Origin of the sequence: Streptomyces sp. AP-93 (genome assembly GCF_022808175.1) — a bacterium.
Taxonomy (GTDB): Bacteria; Actinomycetota; Actinomycetes; order Streptomycetales; family Streptomycetaceae; genus Streptomyces.
The window spans coordinates 1-15,850 of record NZ_JALGBX010000057.1 but is presented as its reverse complement, the minus strand read 5'-3'; the positions used below and the strand labels follow the sequence as shown (position 1 = coordinate 15,850).

The 15,850-nt window shown below is 68.1% G+C and carries 15 protein-coding genes; 9 read left to right on the top strand and 6 right to left on the bottom strand.

Annotated elements, in window-relative coordinates; translation table 11 throughout:
• The first annotated feature begins 108 nt into the window (after positions 1 to 108).
• The 3 genes from MTF69_RS42445 (at position 109) to MTF69_RS42435 (ending at position 4,625) form a co-directional block, all read left to right on the top strand.
• Positions 109 to 1,584 carry an ATP-dependent endonuclease gene (locus MTF69_RS42445; protein WP_243342181.1) on the top strand — a complete coding sequence of 492 codons (1,476 nt, stop codon included), beginning with the start codon at positions 109 to 111 and terminating at the stop codon, positions 1,582 to 1,584.
• Positions 1,585 to 1,919: 335 nt separating this feature from the next.
• Positions 1,920 to 3,551, top strand: coding sequence for a recombinase family protein (locus MTF69_RS42440; RefSeq protein WP_243342180.1), 1,632 nt, complete (start codon positions 1,920 to 1,922; stop codon positions 3,549 to 3,551).
• An 84-nt stretch (positions 3,552 to 3,635) separates the two neighbouring features.
• On the top strand, positions 3,636 to 4,625 hold the full coding sequence (locus MTF69_RS42435; RefSeq protein WP_243342179.1) for an aldo/keto reductase: 990 nt from the start codon (positions 3,636 to 3,638) through the stop codon (positions 4,623 to 4,625).
• A 123-nt stretch (positions 4,626 to 4,748) separates the two neighbouring features.
• Here the strand turns inward: MTF69_RS42435 and thpR are convergent, their stop codons facing one another.
• The 3 genes from thpR to MTF69_RS42420 form a co-directional block, all read right to left on the bottom strand.
• Positions 4,749 to 5,339 carry an RNA 2',3'-cyclic phosphodiesterase gene (gene thpR, locus MTF69_RS42430; protein ID WP_243342178.1) on the bottom strand — a complete coding sequence of 197 codons (591 nt, stop codon included), beginning with the start codon at positions 5,337 to 5,339 and terminating at the stop codon, positions 4,749 to 4,751.
• A gap of 223 nt (positions 5,340 to 5,562) precedes the next feature.
• A complete protein-coding gene (locus MTF69_RS42425) occupies positions 5,563 to 6,909 on the bottom strand; it encodes an MFS transporter (protein WP_243342177.1) in 1,347 nt (448 codons plus the stop codon).
• 25 nt (positions 6,910 to 6,934) lie between these two features.
• On the bottom strand, positions 6,935 to 7,372 hold the full coding sequence (locus MTF69_RS42420; protein WP_243342176.1) for a MarR family winged helix-turn-helix transcriptional regulator: 438 nt from the start codon (positions 7,370 to 7,372) through the stop codon (positions 6,935 to 6,937).
• Positions 7,373 to 7,492: 120 nt separating this feature from the next.
• Between MTF69_RS42420 and MTF69_RS42415 the strand changes: the two genes are divergently transcribed.
• Positions 7,493 to 7,675: a hypothetical protein gene (locus MTF69_RS42415; protein WP_030156886.1), complete on the top strand. Its 183-nt coding sequence runs from the start codon at positions 7,493 to 7,495 to the stop codon at positions 7,673 to 7,675.
• Here MTF69_RS42415 and MTF69_RS42410 read toward each other — a convergent pair.
• Positions 7,668 to 9,074, bottom strand: a complete 1,407-nt coding sequence (locus tag MTF69_RS42410; RefSeq protein ID WP_243342175.1) for an NCS2 family permease — start codon at positions 9,072 to 9,074, stop codon at positions 7,668 to 7,670. The genes MTF69_RS42415 and MTF69_RS42410 overlap by 8 nt on opposite strands.
• 136 nt (positions 9,075 to 9,210) lie before the next feature.
• Here MTF69_RS42410 and MTF69_RS42405 point away from each other — a divergent pair, with 136 nt between their 5' ends.
• The 4 genes from MTF69_RS42405 to MTF69_RS42390 all read left to right on the top strand — a co-directional run bounded on the left by MTF69_RS42405 (position 9,211) and on the right by MTF69_RS42390 (position 12,980).
• Complete coding sequence (locus MTF69_RS42405; protein ID WP_243342174.1) at positions 9,211 to 9,510, top strand: DUF2530 domain-containing protein; 300 nt, start codon at positions 9,211 to 9,213, stop codon at positions 9,508 to 9,510.
• Positions 9,511 to 9,709: 199 nt separating this feature from the next.
• Complete coding sequence (locus tag MTF69_RS42400) at positions 9,710 to 12,187, top strand: cation-translocating P-type ATPase (RefSeq protein WP_243342173.1); 2,478 nt, start codon at positions 9,710 to 9,712, stop codon at positions 12,185 to 12,187.
• Between the two features lie 56 nt (positions 12,188 to 12,243).
• Positions 12,244 to 12,540: a hypothetical protein gene (locus tag MTF69_RS42395; RefSeq protein WP_243342172.1), complete on the top strand. Its 297-nt coding sequence runs from the start codon at positions 12,244 to 12,246 to the stop codon at positions 12,538 to 12,540.
• Positions 12,537 to 12,980 (top strand): hypothetical protein, encoded by a 444-nt coding sequence (locus MTF69_RS42390; protein ID WP_243342171.1) that lies wholly within the window; start codon positions 12,537 to 12,539, stop codon positions 12,978 to 12,980. Before MTF69_RS42395 ends, MTF69_RS42390 begins: the two co-directional genes overlap by 4 nt.
• A 43-nt stretch (positions 12,981 to 13,023) precedes the next feature.
• Here the strand turns inward: MTF69_RS42390 and MTF69_RS42385 are convergent, their stop codons facing one another.
• Positions 13,024 to 14,208: an MFS transporter gene (locus MTF69_RS42385; RefSeq protein WP_243342170.1), complete on the bottom strand. Its 1,185-nt coding sequence runs from the start codon at positions 14,206 to 14,208 to the stop codon at positions 13,024 to 13,026.
• Between the two features lie 87 nt (positions 14,209 to 14,295).
• Here MTF69_RS42385 and MTF69_RS42380 point away from each other — a divergent pair, with 87 nt between their 5' ends.
• Positions 14,296 to 15,294, top strand: coding sequence for a DUF5937 family protein (locus MTF69_RS42380; RefSeq protein ID WP_243342169.1), 999 nt, complete (start codon positions 14,296 to 14,298; stop codon positions 15,292 to 15,294).
• Between the two features lie 27 nt (positions 15,295 to 15,321).
• On the opposite strand, the gene MTF69_RS42375 is transcribed toward MTF69_RS42380, so the two are convergent.
• Positions 15,322 to 15,756 (bottom strand): hypothetical protein, encoded by a 435-nt coding sequence (locus MTF69_RS42375; RefSeq protein WP_243342168.1) that lies wholly within the window; start codon positions 15,754 to 15,756, stop codon positions 15,322 to 15,324.
• Positions 15,757 to 15,850 lie beyond the last annotated feature (94 nt).

Genomic DNA, 15,850 nt, shown 5'->3' with positions numbered 1-15,850 from the left:
CGGCAACCTGCCCGCTACACTCCCACCGCTCGACGTTTCCCCAGGTCAAGCCACAAAGTACTGCTGGAGTACTAGGGTGGCCAATGTTATGGCCCAGGGAGGGGAAAAATGAGCAGTAATCGTGTGCCCATAACGGCTTCGCCGCTCACAAGTGACTGGAACACGGTTCGATACTCGGATAGAGGATGGCCTCAGTTTCTCGACTCTATCACCATTAGTGGATTGCGTGGCTGGAGGGGGGAGACGGTTGAATTCCGGTTCCCTGTTACCGCGATCGCTGGAGAAAATGGAGCAGGGAAGAGTACCGTACTGAAAGCCGCTGCAGCCGCTTACGGGGCCTCGGGCGTCACTGATAAAATGCGAGTATTTTACCCCGACGACTTTTTTCCCAACACGCCTTGGGAGCAGGTGGAAAAGGTGAATCTCGTCTACCAGTTCCACCAAGGTGTCTCTAGTTATACCCTTAGTTTGCGTAAGCCGAGCAAGCGATGGCGGGGGATGCCTGAGCGAGCTGGGCGGTCGGTCTTCTTTCTCGACATTAGTCGAACCCAGCCGATCGACACGCTTATTGGCTATGGGAAGATCGCCAAGCAGTCCACGTTCCGAGGTGATGAGACGGAGTTTCCGGACGCCGACAGGAACATGCTCGCACGGATCATGAATAAATCCTACGTCGCCGGCAGGATGGCCAAGTACGAGCAGAAGCAGATCGGCATCCTGTCGACTCCTGAAGGTGAGTATTCTAATTTTCACCAGGGTGCTGGCGAGGATACGACGACCGACCTCGTCACGTTGCTGCGGGCAGCTCCACGCAACTCGCTCGTCGTCATTGATGAAATCGAGTCGTCGCTCCACCCGCGCGCTCAGCGTCGACTCATGGCAGAGTTGTTCTCTATAGCGCATAGCCAGAGAATTCAATTCATCCTGTCGACGCATTCGCCTTACATTCTGGAGCAATTGCCCACCGAGGCGAGAATCTATATTCAGCTTGAGCGTGGCGGGATGAGGGATGTGATCTATGGTGTCACCCCAGAATTTGCCATGTCCCTCATGGATGATGTGGATCACACAGAGTTGACGCTCTACTGTGAGGACAAAGAGGCTGCGGTCATGGTGGAGGCCTTGATCTCGTATGAGCGTCCGGACTTGAGGCGGAGGATAACGATAACTCCTGTCGGTCCCGCTTCAACGGTGAAGACTCTCGGACGTCTTGCTCAAGATAATAAACTTCCTGGCAGATCTGTTGCTGTGCTCGACGCGGATCAAGGAGAGGCGGTCGGCTGTATCAGGCTCCCTGGGACCATTGCGCCGGAGCGGGAAGTGTTTCAGAACCCTGACGAAGATTACTGGGACGCTGTTGCTCAGAGGCTTGGGGTACGTGCTGGTGATCTCCTGGATGCCGTGGAGGATGCTAAGCACCTCGAAAATCATCACGCCTGGTCTCGGCGAGTCGCCGAGAATCTTGGGCCTCGTGTCCGGACGGACCGGGTATGGGAAGATGCCGTATCTGTGTGGGCTCAATCTGTAGTCGGGGAGTCTGAGCGAGCTGAATTCGCTGAGAAGATATCTGACCTCCTTTCATGATAGGCCGTCTGCTGTGAGGCGGCGCTTGGGTGTCTCCCATCGGGGAATTTTTTAGCGAACGGTTCACGGAGGCTCCCGTGAACCGTTCGCTTTGTGTGGGTCGCTCTTGGCGGGCATGCTCCCGTAGACCTTGGTGGCGAGGAGCTCCTTTCTCGCAGTCGTCGCCCTGGTCGAAGCCGGTACGAGTGATCTCCTCGATGTTGCCCCTTGATCTCTCCACCCGTACGTATTTGCGATATCAAAGGGACAATTTTGACGCCATCCCGGTTGGGCCCCTAGCGTCTATCCCCAAGCACCACAGGGATGGGGGGAACATTGTGGCAAGGGTCCTGGGTGTGGTCCGTCTTTCGAAGATTTCGGACGAGACCACATCGCCGGAGCGCCAGCGCCGATCGATTCAACGATGGGCGGACCAGGAGGGGCATGTCGTTGTCGGGTGGGTCGAGGACATCGATGTTTCCGGCGGCATCGAGCCGTGGAAGCGCCCTGACTTCAGTAAGTGGCTGCCGTCCACCATCGGTAAAGAGGTCAGCTCGATCGAGCACCGGATTGGACTGGAGGAGTCACGGGCCGACGAGTTCGACATCATCTGTGCGCTGAAGCTCGACCGCCTCTCGCGGCGTGTCCTTCACGTCCACACGCTCGTGGAGTGGTGCGAGAAGCACGGCAAGGAGGTGGCTACCGTCGAAGACGGGATCAACCTGAACACGCCGATGGGCAAATTGTTGTTCAGCTTGATCGCATCCTTCGCTGAAGGGGAGCTGGAAGCTATCAAGGCCCGGGCGAAGTCCTCGTACAACCATCTGGTGAAGGAGGGGCGTTGGCGCGGTGGCCGGATTCCGTACGGCTATCGGGCGGAGAAGCAAGGAACCGGTGACGGCTGGGGGTTGGTCCCGGACGACTACGGAACGGACACGGCAGGGACGCTGCGTGAGATTGTCCGCCGACTCATCGACGGGGAGTCGGCCAACAGCATCGCGCAGTGGCTCAACGAGGATCCGGCCAAGACTCCGGCATCGCTCGATGCCCAGATGATCAGGAACGGGAAGCCGCCGAAAGGCAGCCGATGGACCGCCGCGAACACGGCGAAAGTGGTGCGCTCTCGGAATGTTCTCGGCCAGATGGAGGTGACGGAGGAAGCCGTCATCGATGGCCAGCAGACGAAGCGAACCTGCGTCGTCCGGGACACGGAAGGCCGTCCGCTCCAGCGTGCGGACCCACTGATCACTCAGGAAGAGTGGGAGCTGGCCAACCAGAAGCTGGACGGGAACACCAGTAAGCGCAACGGCAACCGCAAGGGCGGGTCCCCGATGCTGAGGGTCGCCTTCTGCACCTGCGGAGAACCGGCCTACCTCGCCCCGGGGCGGAGCTGGCCGTACTACCGGTGTGCGTCCCGGACCACGCACAAGCCGTGCCCCACGGGGAGCAAGGGCATTGCGGCCCATGTCCTGGAAGGAGTGGTGGAGGAGGTCTTCCTGTGTGTGGCTGGCGACGTCGAGATCGTACGGAAGGTCTTCCGCCCTGGTGTCGACTTCGCGCGGGACATCGAAGACGTCAACCGCGTTTTGGCCGAAGCCCGAGAGGACCGCGAAGCCGGTCTCTACTCCAGCGAGCTCGGCAAGCAGGAGTACCGGGAGACGTACAAGAGGCTGGACGCACGGCGGGAGCAGCTCCTGGCTCAGCCCACCCGCTTGGATACGTGGGAAGAGATCCCGACGGGCGAGACCTATCGGGAACGTTGGTCGAGGCTGACGACCCCACACGAGAAGGGCAAGGAACTCAGAGCGGCTGGAATCAAGGCGGTCATCCACGCTGAGCAGCTGCCTCCTGCGACCGCTGCGCAAGCCAGGACACAGGTGGGGCATGACGGGATGTGGGAGGAGGCACGGGGTCGCGTGCAGGTGCTGGTCCCCATGGACTTCAGGCGCCGCGTCCGCGACTTGTCAGCGGTGCACAGTGAGAACTGACCGAGCACGCTTGACGCACAAGAACGGGCAGCTAGCCGGGTAGCCCTTGCATGGAGTGGACTCGAAGTAGTTGGCTTGCACCCCATGAAGTACACACAGCTCGGACGCACCGGACTCAAGGTCAGCCGACTCGTACTCGGCACGATGAACTTCGGCCCGCAGACGGACGAACCCACCAGCCACGGAATCCTGGATACCGCCCTGGATGCGGGTATGAACCTCGTAGACACGGCCAACGTGTACGGATGGGGCGAGAACAAGGGCCGTACCGAGGAGATCATCGGTACCTGGTTCGGCCAGGGCGGCGGCCGTCGCGAGAAGACGGTCCTCGCCACCAAGGTTTACGGGAGCATGGCCGCCGAGGGCGACCCGTGGCCCAACTACGACCGTCTGTCGGCGCTGAACATCCGGCGGGCCGTCGACGCCAGCCTCAAGCGCCTGAACACCGACTACATCGACATCTACCAGTTCCACCACGTGGACCGGCTGACGCCCTTCGAGGAGATCTGGCAGGCCGTCGAGGTCCTGATCCAGCAGGGCAAGGTGCTGTACGCCGGCTCCTCGAACTTCCCCGGCTGGAAGATCGCCCAGGCCAACGAGGCCGCGGCGCGCTCGGGGCGGCTCGGCCTGGTGAGCGAGCAGTGCCTCTACAACCTCGCCGAGCGGCGGGCCGAGCTGGAGATCATCCCGGCGGCCGAGGCGTACGGGCTCGGCGTCATCCCGTGGTCCCCGCTGCACGGCGGTCTGCTGGGCGGGGCCATCCGCAAGGCGTCGGAGTCCGGGCGGACGGCGAGTGGCCGCTCGGCGGACGCGCTCGCGAACAGTTCCGTACGGGCGCAGGTGCAGGCGTACGAGGACCTGCTGGACAAGCACGGACTGGAGCCCGGCGAGGTCGCCCTGGCCTGGCTGCTGACGCGTCCCGGGGTCACGGGCCCGATCGTCGGGCCGCGTACGCCGGAGCAGCTCGCGTCCGCGCTGCGGGCGGTGGAGCTGGAGCTGTCGCCGGAGGTGCTGGCCGGGCTGGACGAGGTGTTCCCGGGGCCGGGGCCGGCTCCGGAGGCGTTCGCCTGGTAGGCGCCGCGCTACGGGGCCAGGGGGCTACTGGCCCACCGCGGCGGCCACGGCCACCACGAGGAACATCAGTACGAGCACACCGGCCATGACGCGGTTTCTGGTCTTGGGATCCACCCGTCGAGCCTAACGCGACCGGGCCCGCCCTTCGTACGGAGGGGCGGGCTCTCCCAGTTCCCAGGAGCCGACGACCTCGTAGCGGGGCTGCTCGCCGGGGACGCCGGAGTCGGGCAGGTTGCTGCGGACCAGGCTGAGCTCGCCGACCTGCCAGGCGGTGCCCTCGAAGGAGGCCAGGGCCGTGCAGTAGGGGCGGACGTCGTCCCGCTCGTCGCGGAGCCGGCCGAGGGTGAGGTGGGGGGTGTAGCGGTGGTGCTGGTCCATCGGCACCCCGGAGCGCCGTGCGGCGGCGTCGGCGCGCTCGGCGAGCATGCGCAGGGCGTCGAGGTCCCCGGCGGCGCCGGCCCACAGGGAGCGGTGGCCGAACTGGCCGGAGCCGTGGATCCGGAGCCGGAAGGGTGCGCTCCGGGCCGCGGCGCGGGCGAGGCGTGTGTGGAGCTCGGGGAGCAGCTCCTCCCGCACTTCGCCCATGAAGGCGAGCGTGAAGTGCCAACCCGCTTCCGCGGTCCAGCGGAGCCGGTCGTCCTTGAGGCCGCGCACGGCCCCGGCCAGTTCTGCGACCGCCGTCGCGGGCGGAATGACGGCTGCGAACAGTCTCATGGCCCGAGCCTAGCGGGGGAGCCCGGTGCGGCGCCGTTGCCGGGGGCCTGCCCCCGGACCCCCGCTCCTCAAACGCCGGAGGGGCTGAAAGATCGCCTCAAACGCCGGCGGAGCTGGATTTGGCCGGCAATTTCAGCCCCGCCGGCGTTTGAGGCGCGGGGTCCGGGGCGGAGCCCCGGGAAGCCGGGCCGCACGGTCCCTGGGGCCCCGGCCCCGCGAGGCACTACGCCGCCGTGACCAGCTGGCGGCGGTCCGACGGGACGAACGTCACGCCGTGGCGGCTCACGCTGAGGCGGAGGTTGCCGATGCGGGACAGGATCAGGCCGATCGTGACGGCGGCGGCCAGGGAGACCACTCCGCCCGCGGCCATGCCGATCCGCGCGCCGTACGTGTCCGTGACCCATCCGACCAGCGGAGCCCCGATCGGGGTGCCGCCGGTGAAGACCATCATGAACAGGGCCATCACCCGGCCCCGCATCTCGGGGTCGGTGGCCATCTGGACGCTGGAGTTGGCGGTGACGTTGACCGTCAGCCCGAAGACCCCGATCGGCACCAGCAGTGCCGCGAACAGCCAGAAGCTCGGCGCGAACGCCGTCACCAGCAGGAGGACGGAGAAGAGCACCGCCGCCGCGACCAGCAGCCGCAGGCGCGAGAGGCCGCGCCGGGCCGCCAGCAGCGCGCCCGCCAGGGAGCCCGCCGCGATCAGGGTGTTGAAGAGCCCGTACGTGCCCGCGTCACCGTGGAAGACCTTGCTGACGAAGGCGGACAGCCAGATCGGGAAGTTGAAGCCGAACGTGCCGATGAAGCCGACGAGCACGATCGGCCAGATCAGCTCGGGGCGTCCGGCGACGTACCGCAGGCCTTCGCGGAGCTGGCCCTTCGCGCGCGGCTGGACCTCGACCTGGTGCAGTTCGCGCGTGCGCATCAGCATCAGGGCCGCGATCGGCGCAGCGAAGGACAGGCCGTTGAGCAGGAAGGCCCAGCCGGAGCCGACGGCGGTGATGAGGACACCGGCGATGGCGGGGCCGACCAGTCGCGCGGACTGGAAGTTCGCCGAGTTCAGGCTGACCGCGTTGGCCACCTGGTCCTTGCCGACCATCTCGGAGACGAAGGTCTGGCGGGCCGGGTTGTCCACGACGGTGACCAGGCCGAGGAGGAAGGCGGCGAGGTAGACGTGCCAGACGTTGACGTGCCCGGCGAGGGTGAGGACACCGAGTGCGAGGCCGGTGAGGCCCATGGCCGCCTGGGTGCAGAGCAGCAGCGGCCGCTTGGGGAGCCGGTCGGCGAGTACGCCGCCGTAGAGCCCGAACAGCATCATCGGCAGGAACTGCAGCGCGATGGTGATGCCGACCGCGGAGGCGGATCCGGTCAGCGACAGGACCAGCCAGTCCTGGGCGATGCGCTGCATCCAGGTGCCGGTGTTCGAGACGGCCTGGCCCGTGGCGAAGAGCCGGTAGTTCCGGATCTTCAGCGAGCTGAACATCGAGTTCTTGGTCTTCGGGGGGCCCGAAGCGTGCGTAGTGGTGGGTGTGTGGCCGGGGGCGGAGTCTGCTCCGGGTCCCGTACTCAAAAAGGTTCGCCTCCTGGCGTCGTTCCTATAGGTGCGCGAGCTTGTCCAGGACGGGCGCGGCTTCGCGCAGCTTCGCCCATTCGTCCTCGGTCAGCCCGTCCGCGAGCCCGGCGAGGAAGGCGTTGCGCTTGCGACGGCTCTCTTCGAGCATCGCTTCGGCCTCCTCCGTCTGGCGGACCACCTTCTGGCGGCGGTCGTCGGGGTGCGGTTCCAGCGTGACCAGTCCCTTGGCTTCCAGCAACGCGACGATGCGCGTCATGGACGGCGGCTGCACGTGCTCGCGCCGGGCCAGCTCACCGGGGGTGGCCTGGCCGCAGCGGGCGAGGGTGCCGAGGACCGACATCTCGGTCGGGCTCAGCGATTCGTCGACGCGCTGGTGCTTGAGGCGCCGGCCCAGCCGCATGACGGCGGAGCGGAGGTCGTTGACGGCGGCTGCGTCCTCGCCATGGGAAAGGTCATGCATGTTCTTTAGAGTAACTCATTACTCTACCTAAGGAACACCACTGATCCGGTGTCACTCGTACGGGTGAGTCGGCTCCGGAAAGTGACACGCGTCCATGCCCTGTGCCCCGACTCTTTCGGCATGGGGACACATGTGCTGAGCATGCGCATAGACGGGGAGCTCCTCGACAGGCTCCGGACTCATGCCGCCAAACGCGGAATGAGCGTCCAGGACTATGTGGTCCGGACGCTCATTCGCGACGATTTCGACGAACGCTTCAAGGCGGCCGTCGACGAGACGGAGAAGTTCTACGGGCTTACGTGAGGCCCAGCGCCGGCATGGCGTAGTAGAAGACGAAGACCGCCGACACGACGTACATGGCCACCGGGACCTCGCGGCCCCGGCCGGCCGCCAGTCGCAGTACGGAGAAGGCCACGAAGCCGATGCCGATGCCGTTGGTGATCGAGTACGTGAACGGCATCATCACCATGGCCAGGAAGGCCGGGACGGCGATCGTGAAGTCGTTCCAGTCGATGTCCCTGACCGAACCGGCCATGATCAGGAAGCCGACCGCGACGAGAGCGGGCGTGGCCGCCTGCGAGGGGACCATCGTGGCGAGCGGCGTGAGGAACAGCGACACGGTGAAGAGGCCGCCCGTCACGATGTTCGCCAGGCCCGTCCTGGCCCCCTCGCCGACGCCCGCCGTGGACTCCACGAAGCAGGTGGTGGCCGAGGAGGAGGTCGCGCCGCCCGCGGCGACGGCGATGCCGTCCACGAACAGCACCCGGTTGATGCCGGGGAAGGTGCCGTCCGGCTTCGTCAGCTTCGCCTCGTCGCCGATGCCGAGGATGGTGCCCATCGCGTCGAAGAAGGTGGACAGCAGCACGGTGAAGACGAACAGGATGCCCGTCAGCATGCCGACCTTGCCGAAGCCGCCGAACAGGCTGACCTGGCCGACGAGGCCGAAGTCGGGCGCGGCCACCGGGTTGCCCGGCCACTCCGGGACCGTCAGGCCCCAGGCGGTGTCCGGGAGCTTGGTGATCAGCTGGATCACCAGGGCGGCGACGGTCATGGCCACGATGGAGATCAGGATCGCGCCGGGGGTCTTGCGGATGATCAGGGTGAGCGTCAGCAGGACGCCGACCACGAAGATCAGGACGGGCCAGCCGTGCAGGTGGCCGTTGCCGCCGAGCTGGATCGGGACCGTGGTGTGCGCGAGGTCCGGGATGCGGGAGATGAAGCCCGAGTCGACCAGGCCGATCAGCAGGATGAACAGGCCGATGCCGATCGCGATGCCCTTGCGCAGGCCGAGCGGGACGGCGTTCATGACCCGCTCGCGCAGGCCCGTGGCGACCAGCAGCATCACCACGAAGCCCGCCAGGACCACCATGCCCATGGCGTCGGGCCAGCTCATGCGCGGGGCGAGCTGGAGGGCGACGACGGTGTTGACGCCGAGTCCGGCCGCGAGCGCGATCGGGACGTTGCCGATCACACCCATCAGGAGGGTGGTGAAGGCGGCCGTCAGCACGGTGGCGGTGACCAGCTGGCCGCCGTCGAGCTGGTTCCCGTACACGTCCTTCGCGCTGCCGAGGATGATCGGGTTCAGCACGATGATGTAGGCCATCGCGAAGAAGGTGGCGAAACCGCCGCGGACCTCGCGGCCGATGGTCGAGCCGCGCTCGGAGATCTTGAAATAGCGGTCCACAGGGGCCGTCGTGCTCATGGGGGTCCTGGTCCTCAGTGGTGGTTTCATACGACGAAAACGGGCCAAGCCCAAACCGTTTCAGTATGAACACATGAACGAAGGGGCGTCTATCTCCGCGCGTAGACCCTCCGCCGACCGGCCTAGACTTGGCCCCATGGCGAAATGGACTGCGCAGCACGAGGCCCCCGAGCCCCTCGAGGGTCCGATCGTCGGCACCGTCGCAGGCGGCACGATCATCTGGTTCGCCCTTTTTCTCTTTCAGCTCCCCTTCTACGGGTGGTTCGCGGACCGGGGCATGCTGTGGTGGGTCTGGACCTGCGCGGTCGGCGGGGTCCTCGGCCTGATCGGCCTCTGGTACGTCCGCGGCCGCGATGCCGCTCTGAAGCGGCATGCGGCTGAGCAGGCCGCTCGGGACGAAGCCGGCCAGGCGGGCCCGGCTCCCCAGGCGGGCTAGCCCGCCGCCCCGGGGGTGGGCCCGCTCCCCGGGGGGTACGTGCGGCGCCGTTGCCGGGGGCTCCGCCCCCGGACCCCCGCGCCTCAAACGCCGGCGAGGCTGAATGTGCCCTACCAGGGGAGGATTCGGCTCATCCCGAAGTCGGATCTTCCGACTTTTCGGCGGGTGAACCGTTGGATCCCCCTTTACCGTCGAAACCATGACGGAGCGGGCGCAGATCGAATCAGAGGGACCGGAGCACGGCGGCAGCGCCGGCACGGCACCCGCCGGGACCGCCATCGACGCGGGGGCCGAGCTCGATCCCGTACACCCGGTCCCGCCACCCGCACCCCGGTTCAAGCCGGGCGGGCTGACCACCGCGGAAGTCGCCGAGCGCGTCGCCCGCGGAGCCGTCAACGACGTCCCCGTCCGCAGCAGCCGCTCCACGGCCGACATCGTCCGCGCCAACGTCTTCACCCGCTTCAACGCCATCATCGGCGTCCTGTGGGTGGTCATGTTCTTCGTCGCGCCGATCCAGGACAGCCTCTTCGGCTTCGTGATCATCGCGAACACCGGCATCGGCATCATCCAGGAAATGCGCGCCAAGAAGACCCTGGACAGCCTCGCCGTCATCGGCGAGGCCAAACCCAGCGTCCGCCGCGACGGGCGCACCGCCGAGATCTCCACCTCCGAGATCGTCCTCGGCGACGTCATCGAGCTCGGCCCCGGCGACAAGGTCGTCGTCGACGGGCTCGTCGGCGAGGCCGACGGCCTGGAGATCGACGAATCCCTCCTCACCGGCGAAGCCGACCCCGTCCTGAAGAAGCCCGGCGACCCCGTCATGTCCGGCTCGTTCGTCGTCGCCGGCGGCGGCGCCTTCACCGCCACCAAGGTCGGCCGCGAGGCCTACGCCGCCCAGCTCGCCGAAGAGGCCTCCCGGTTCACGCTCGTCCACTCCGAGCTGCGCTCCGGCATCTCCACCATCCTCAAGTACGTCACCTGGATGATGATCCCGACCTCCATCGGCCTGATCATCAGCCAGCTGATCGTCAAGGACAACAACCTCAAGGACGCCATCGCCCGCACCGTCGGCGGCATCGTCCCGATGATCCCCGAAGGCCTCGTCCTCCTCACCTCCGTCGCCTTCGCCATCGGCGTCATCCGGCTCGGCCGCAAGCAGTGCCTGGTGCAGGAGCTGCCCGCCATCGAGGGGCTCGCCCGCGTGGACGTGGTCTGCCTCGACAAGACCGGCACCCTCACCGAGGGCGGCATGGACGTCACCGAGTGCCGCCCGCTCGGCGGCGCGGACGCCGCGTACGTCAAGAAGGTGCTCGGCGCGCTCGGCGAGAGCGACCCCCGCCCCAACGCCAGCCTCCAGGCGATCATCGACGCCTACCCCGACAGCGCCGAGTGGCGCTGCACGGAATCGCTGCCCTTCTCCTCGGCCCGCAAGTACAGCGGCGCCAGCTTCAGCGAGGGCGACGGCGAGAACAACACCTGGCTGCTCGGCGCCCCCGACGTGCTGCTCCCGGCCGGCGACCCGGCCCTGGAGGAGATCAACGAGCTCAACGAACAGGGCCTGCGGGTCCTCCTGCTGGGACGGGCCGCCCTCGAACTCGACGACGCGGCCGTGGCCACGGGGGTCAAGCCGACCGCCCTCGTCGTCCTGGAGCAGCGGCTGCGCCCGGACGCCGCCGACACCCTGCGCTACTTCGAGGACCAGGACGTCAAGGCCAAGGTCATCTCCGGGGACAACGCGGTCTCGGTCGGTGCGGTCGCCGGGAAGCTGGGCCTGCCCGGCGCCGAGAACACCATCGACGCACGGGGGCTCCCCGCCGACCGGGGCGCCATGGCCGAGGTGCTCGACCAGAACGCCGTCTTCGGGCGGGTCACCCCGCAGCAGAAGCGCGACATGGTCGCCGCCCTCCAGTCCCGGGGCCACACCGTCGCGATGACCGGCGACGGGGTCAACGACGTGCTCGCGCTCAAGGACGCCGACATCGGCGTCTCGATGGGCTCCGGCTCGGAGGCGACCCGGGCCGTCGCGCAGATCGTCCTTCTCAACAACAGTTTCTCCACCCTGCCCTCGGTGGTGGCCGAGGGCCGCCGGGTCATCGGCAACATCACCCGCGTCGCCACCCTCTTCCTCACGAAGACGGTCTACTCGGTGCTGCTGGCCGTCCTGGTGGTCTGCTCCCAGGTCGAGTACCCGTTCCTGCCGCGCCACCTGACGCTGCTGTCGACGCTGACCATCGGCATCCCGGCCTTCTTCCTGGCGCTGGCGCCCAACAAGGAGCGGGCCAAGCCGCACTTCGTGAAACGCGTGATGCGGTACGCGATCCCGGGCGGGGTCATCGCCGCCGTCGCCTGCTTCGTGACGTACGTGATCGCCCGCCACCACTACACCGGCCCCGACGCCCTCAAGGCCGAGACCAGCGCCGCGACGCTCGCGCTGTTCCTGACCTCGATGTGGGTCCTGGTGATCATCGCCCGCCCCTACACCTGGTGGCGGGTCGGCCTGGTCGGCGCGATGGGCGGGGCGTTCCTGATCGTGCTCGTCGTGCCCTGGCTGCAGGACTTCTTCCAGCTCAAGCTGGAGGGCGCCGTGATGCCGTGGGCCGCCGTGGGCATCGCCGCCGTCGCGGCCACCCTCATCGAGTTCACCTTCCGGTGGGTGGACCGCAAGTTCCCGGCTTAGCAGTTTGACCCTTGTGGGTGATGACAGCGCCTGCGAGCAGTACCCATACTCGGCTTATGGCAACTAAGAAGGTCACCATCACCTTGCCTGACGAGGTGCTGGAATACATCAAGGCATCGGTGGACGAGCGCGGCGTTTCCGCGTACGTGACCGCCGCTGTGGAGCACAAGGTGGCCATGGACAAGCTGCGCGGGCTGTCGGACCTTTTGGACGAGGAGTACGGGCCGCTCACCGATGAGGAGCTCCGCGCCGCGGACGCCCGTCTGGATGCCATGGACGCCTGGCACGCAGGCAGAGACGAAGGTGGACGCGAGGGCGAGGTGGACCCGCTCGAGGGGAAGGCGGCCGCATGACGCCGCGCACCGCACCGGGCCCGATTTCGCAGCCACGGATCCTCGTACTCGACTCCGAAGCGCTGTCCAAGGCCGCCCGAGGTGATCGCGAGGTACGGGGCATGATCAGGCGAGCGCCCAACCGCGAGATGCGCGTGGTCACCTCGTCGCTCACGCCGCTGGAGGCGTGGGACCCCCGGGCCGGTGTCCGGCAGCAGGCGTGGGACTGGTTCCTGTCGAGCGTCGACATCGTGCATACCGATGACGAGATCATTGCGACGGCCCGCTCCCTCCTGAGGGAAGCGGGCCTGCACGGTCACAAGTACGCGATTGACGCGGTGCTGGCGTCGATCGCCGTCATCGCATCACGGCGGGGCGACATGGTCAATGTCCTCACCTCCGATCTGGACGACATGAAGCGCCTGCTCGGCGCCCACCGCATCCGGATCGAATCCGTCTAGCCGGTGCCGTGCCGGGCGTCGCGACCTGGTGGACCTGGGACCGTCAGGCCGCCAGCGCATGCTCCGTCCGGACCATGATGCGGGTGCGCAGGGTCAGGGTGGCGGCCGCCGCGAGCAGTCCGGCGACGAGGGCCCCCCACCACAGGACGCCCGGCCCGACCCCGGTGTAGACGGCGACGCCCAGGGTGAGGGCGGAGAAGCGGGCCAGGCCCCAGGTCCAGCTGAAGGCGCCCTGGTAGCGGCCACGGGCGTCGGCCGGGGCGAGATCGGCCACCAGCGAGGCCGCGATGCCGGCCACGGCCAGCTCGCCGAGCGACCAGACGACCACCGAGACCACGTACCCGGTGACGGAATCCGCGAGCCCGGTCAGCGCCACCCCGCCGGCGATCAGCGCACTGCCCGCCGCCTGCACCGGCAGCTGCGGCAGACCCGACAGCCTGGCCGTCACGAACGGCTGGAGGGCCACCACCAGGACGGCGTTGACCGCGGCCAGGGCCCCGTACACGGCCGGCGAGAGCCCGCTGTCGCGGACGGCCAGCGGCAGCGCCACCTCGGTCAGCGAGTACACGAACAGCTGGATCCCGAGCAGCGGGAGCAGCAGGAGCAGCAGCCGGTCGCGCAGGACGACCCCGTAGCCCAGGCCCGCGGTCTTGGCCGGAGCGGTGCGGGCCGGTTCGCGCAGCCGGGTCGCGACCACGGCGGCGTAGACGAGCGCCGAACCGGCGTCGACGGCGAAGAGCAGCCAGTACCCGTGCGCGGCGAGGAAGCCGCCGAGGACGCCGGCGACGGCCGTGCCGATGTTGACGCCCCAGTTGAACAGGGCGTAGGCCTTCTGCCGCCAGCCGGTGTCCACCGCGTCGGCCAGCATGGCGAACGCGGCGGGCGGGACGGTGGCTCCGGCGGTGCTGAGCAGCAGCGCGGAGGCGGCCATCGTCCAGACCCCCGGGGCCAGGAACAGCGCGCCCTGGGCGACGGCGGAGCCGATGAGCCCGATCAGCATGGTCGGACGGCGGCCGATCCGGTCGGCGAGCAGCCCGCCGACGGCCGGGCCGAGCAGGTGGCCGGCGCCGAGCGCGCCGAGCACGAAGGAGATGTCGGATCCGGTGATGCCCCGGTCGGCGAGGAGGAAGACCAGGAAGGGGGTGACGAGGTAGCCGAGCCGGTTGATGATCGAACCGGCGAACAGGTTCCAGACGAGGGGCGGGAGACCGCGGAAGGAGGAGGGCATGACAGGAGCCTGCGCCCGGACGGCCGCGGGTCCCATTGATTAAGGTGGGGCCGAATCCAACGGGCGGCGACGGGGGCACGCAGGGCCATGGAATACGCACTGAGCTTCTCCGCGGCCGACCTGGCGCAGACCCGCTTCGCGGTGTCTCCGATGTGGGAGGTCGTCACCAGCTTCCGGCTGCTGAACACCGAGACCGATCCGCCGCTGCACCGCCGCTGGGCCGCGCAGGTGCGGCCCCGGCTGCGGAGCGCGGGCCTGGACCGGGGCTGGCTCGCCGCGCTGATCCCGGGCGCCGGCTACCTCGCGGACTTCCTCAACCCGACCCCGGCCGGCCCCTTTCCGGAACTGGCCGCCGAGCTGGCGGCCATCCGCGCCGGCAGCCCGGAGAACGTGCGCTTCGACCTGGACACGATCGCGGGCAAGTCCCGAGGTGGAAGTGCCCGGCCGGTGGCGCGCCTGAGGCTGCTCCACGAGGACCCCGAAGCCGTACTGGAGAAGGTCACCGACGAGATCCAGGCGTACTGGGAACTCGCGCTCGCGCCCTACTGGCCCCGGATCCGCCAGCTCCTCGAAGCCGACGTGTTCCACCGGGCCCGGCAGGTCGCCGAGCACGGCTCCGCCCATGTCCTCAACGAGCTCCACGACACCGTCAGTTGGGACGACGGAACCCTGCGCATGGTCCGCCGGGCCTGCGCGCTGACCCGCGACCAGACCGGCGCCGGACTGCTGCTGGTGCCCTCGGCCTTCGCCTGGCCCCGGATCCTGACCCGCTCGGTGGCCCCCGACCCGCTCCAGCTGGCCTACCCGGCCCGGGGGATCGGCACCCTCTGGGAGCCCCGCGCGACCAAGGCCACCGACGCGGTGGCCGCCGTACTGGGCCGCTCGCGCACCCTGCTGCTCTCCGAACTGGACACCCCGGCCTCCACCACCCAACTGGCCCGGCACAGCGGCCTGTCCGCCGCCGCGGTCTCCCAGCACCTCACGGCCCTGCGCGACGCGGGCCTGGTCACCGGCCACCGCGCCGGCCGTTCGGTCCTGTACGCCCGGACGGCCATCGCGGACGCCCTGCTCACGCCGGTGGGGTGACGGGCGGGCCGCCCGGCGGGCTGACCGTCACCGGCGGAAGGCCTCGTAGGTCATGAATGCGGCGAGGGCCAGCATCGCGAACGCGCAGAGGTAGGCGGCGGTGTATCTCAGCACCACCGGGAGGAACGAGCCCGGGACTTTGGTGCGGTAGGGGCGCAGGGGGTCGTAGACGACGTGGAGGGTCGGCGTCTTGTGCTTGCGGGTGTAGTGCGTGTACGGGACGCCGTCCGTGGCGGTGAACTCGTACCAGGGGTACGGGATTCCCTGTGGGTCGACGGCGCGGACGGCCTCGACCGTGATGCCGCGCCGGGCCAGGCCCACCCGCACGGACACGGCGAGGACGCCGGCGGCGATGGCGCCCAGGCCGAGGAACACCGGTATTCCGGTGAGGGCCAAGGTGACCGCGGCGAACGCTCCGCGGGTGACGCCGGCCCAGATCGTGTAGCCGAGGTAGGCGAGCACGATTGCGGCGGCCCGGCCATGGGCTCTCCGTAAGTTGTTGGGTGGCCCGGGAGGGCCGGATGTGGCTTATGGGTCCTTGCCTTCAGTGGCTTCC

Bases quoted from the DNA above. Each gene is read 5' to 3' on its own strand.
- MTF69_RS42445 (WP_243342181.1), top strand. From the start codon at position 109: ATGAGCAGTAATCGTGTGCCCATAACGGCTTCGCCGCTCACAAGTGAC.
- MTF69_RS42435 (WP_243342179.1), top strand. From the start codon at position 3,636: ATGAAGTACACACAGCTCGGACGCACCGGACTCAAGGTCAGCCGACTC.
- thpR (WP_243342178.1), bottom strand. From the start codon at position 5,339: ATGAGACTGTTCGCAGCCGTCATTCCGCCCGCGACGGCGGTCGCAGAA.
- MTF69_RS42420 (WP_243342176.1), bottom strand. From the start codon at position 7,372: ATGCATGACCTTTCCCATGGCGAGGACGCAGCCGCCGTCAACGACCTC.
- MTF69_RS42415 (WP_030156886.1), top strand. From the start codon at position 7,493: ATGGGGACACATGTGCTGAGCATGCGCATAGACGGGGAGCTCCTCGAC.
- MTF69_RS42410 (WP_243342175.1), bottom strand. From the start codon at position 9,074: ATGAGCACGACGGCCCCTGTGGACCGCTATTTCAAGATCTCCGAGCGC.
- MTF69_RS42405 (WP_243342174.1), top strand. From the start codon at position 9,211: ATGGCGAAATGGACTGCGCAGCACGAGGCCCCCGAGCCCCTCGAGGGT.
- MTF69_RS42400 (WP_243342173.1), top strand. From the start codon at position 9,710: ATGACGGAGCGGGCGCAGATCGAATCAGAGGGACCGGAGCACGGCGGC.
- MTF69_RS42395 (WP_243342172.1), top strand. From the start codon at position 12,244: ATGGCAACTAAGAAGGTCACCATCACCTTGCCTGACGAGGTGCTGGAA.
- MTF69_RS42390 (WP_243342171.1), top strand. From the start codon at position 12,537: ATGACGCCGCGCACCGCACCGGGCCCGATTTCGCAGCCACGGATCCTC.
- MTF69_RS42385 (WP_243342170.1), bottom strand. From the start codon at position 14,208: ATGCCCTCCTCCTTCCGCGGTCTCCCGCCCCTCGTCTGGAACCTGTTC.
- MTF69_RS42380 (WP_243342169.1), top strand. From the start codon at position 14,296: ATGGAATACGCACTGAGCTTCTCCGCGGCCGACCTGGCGCAGACCCGC.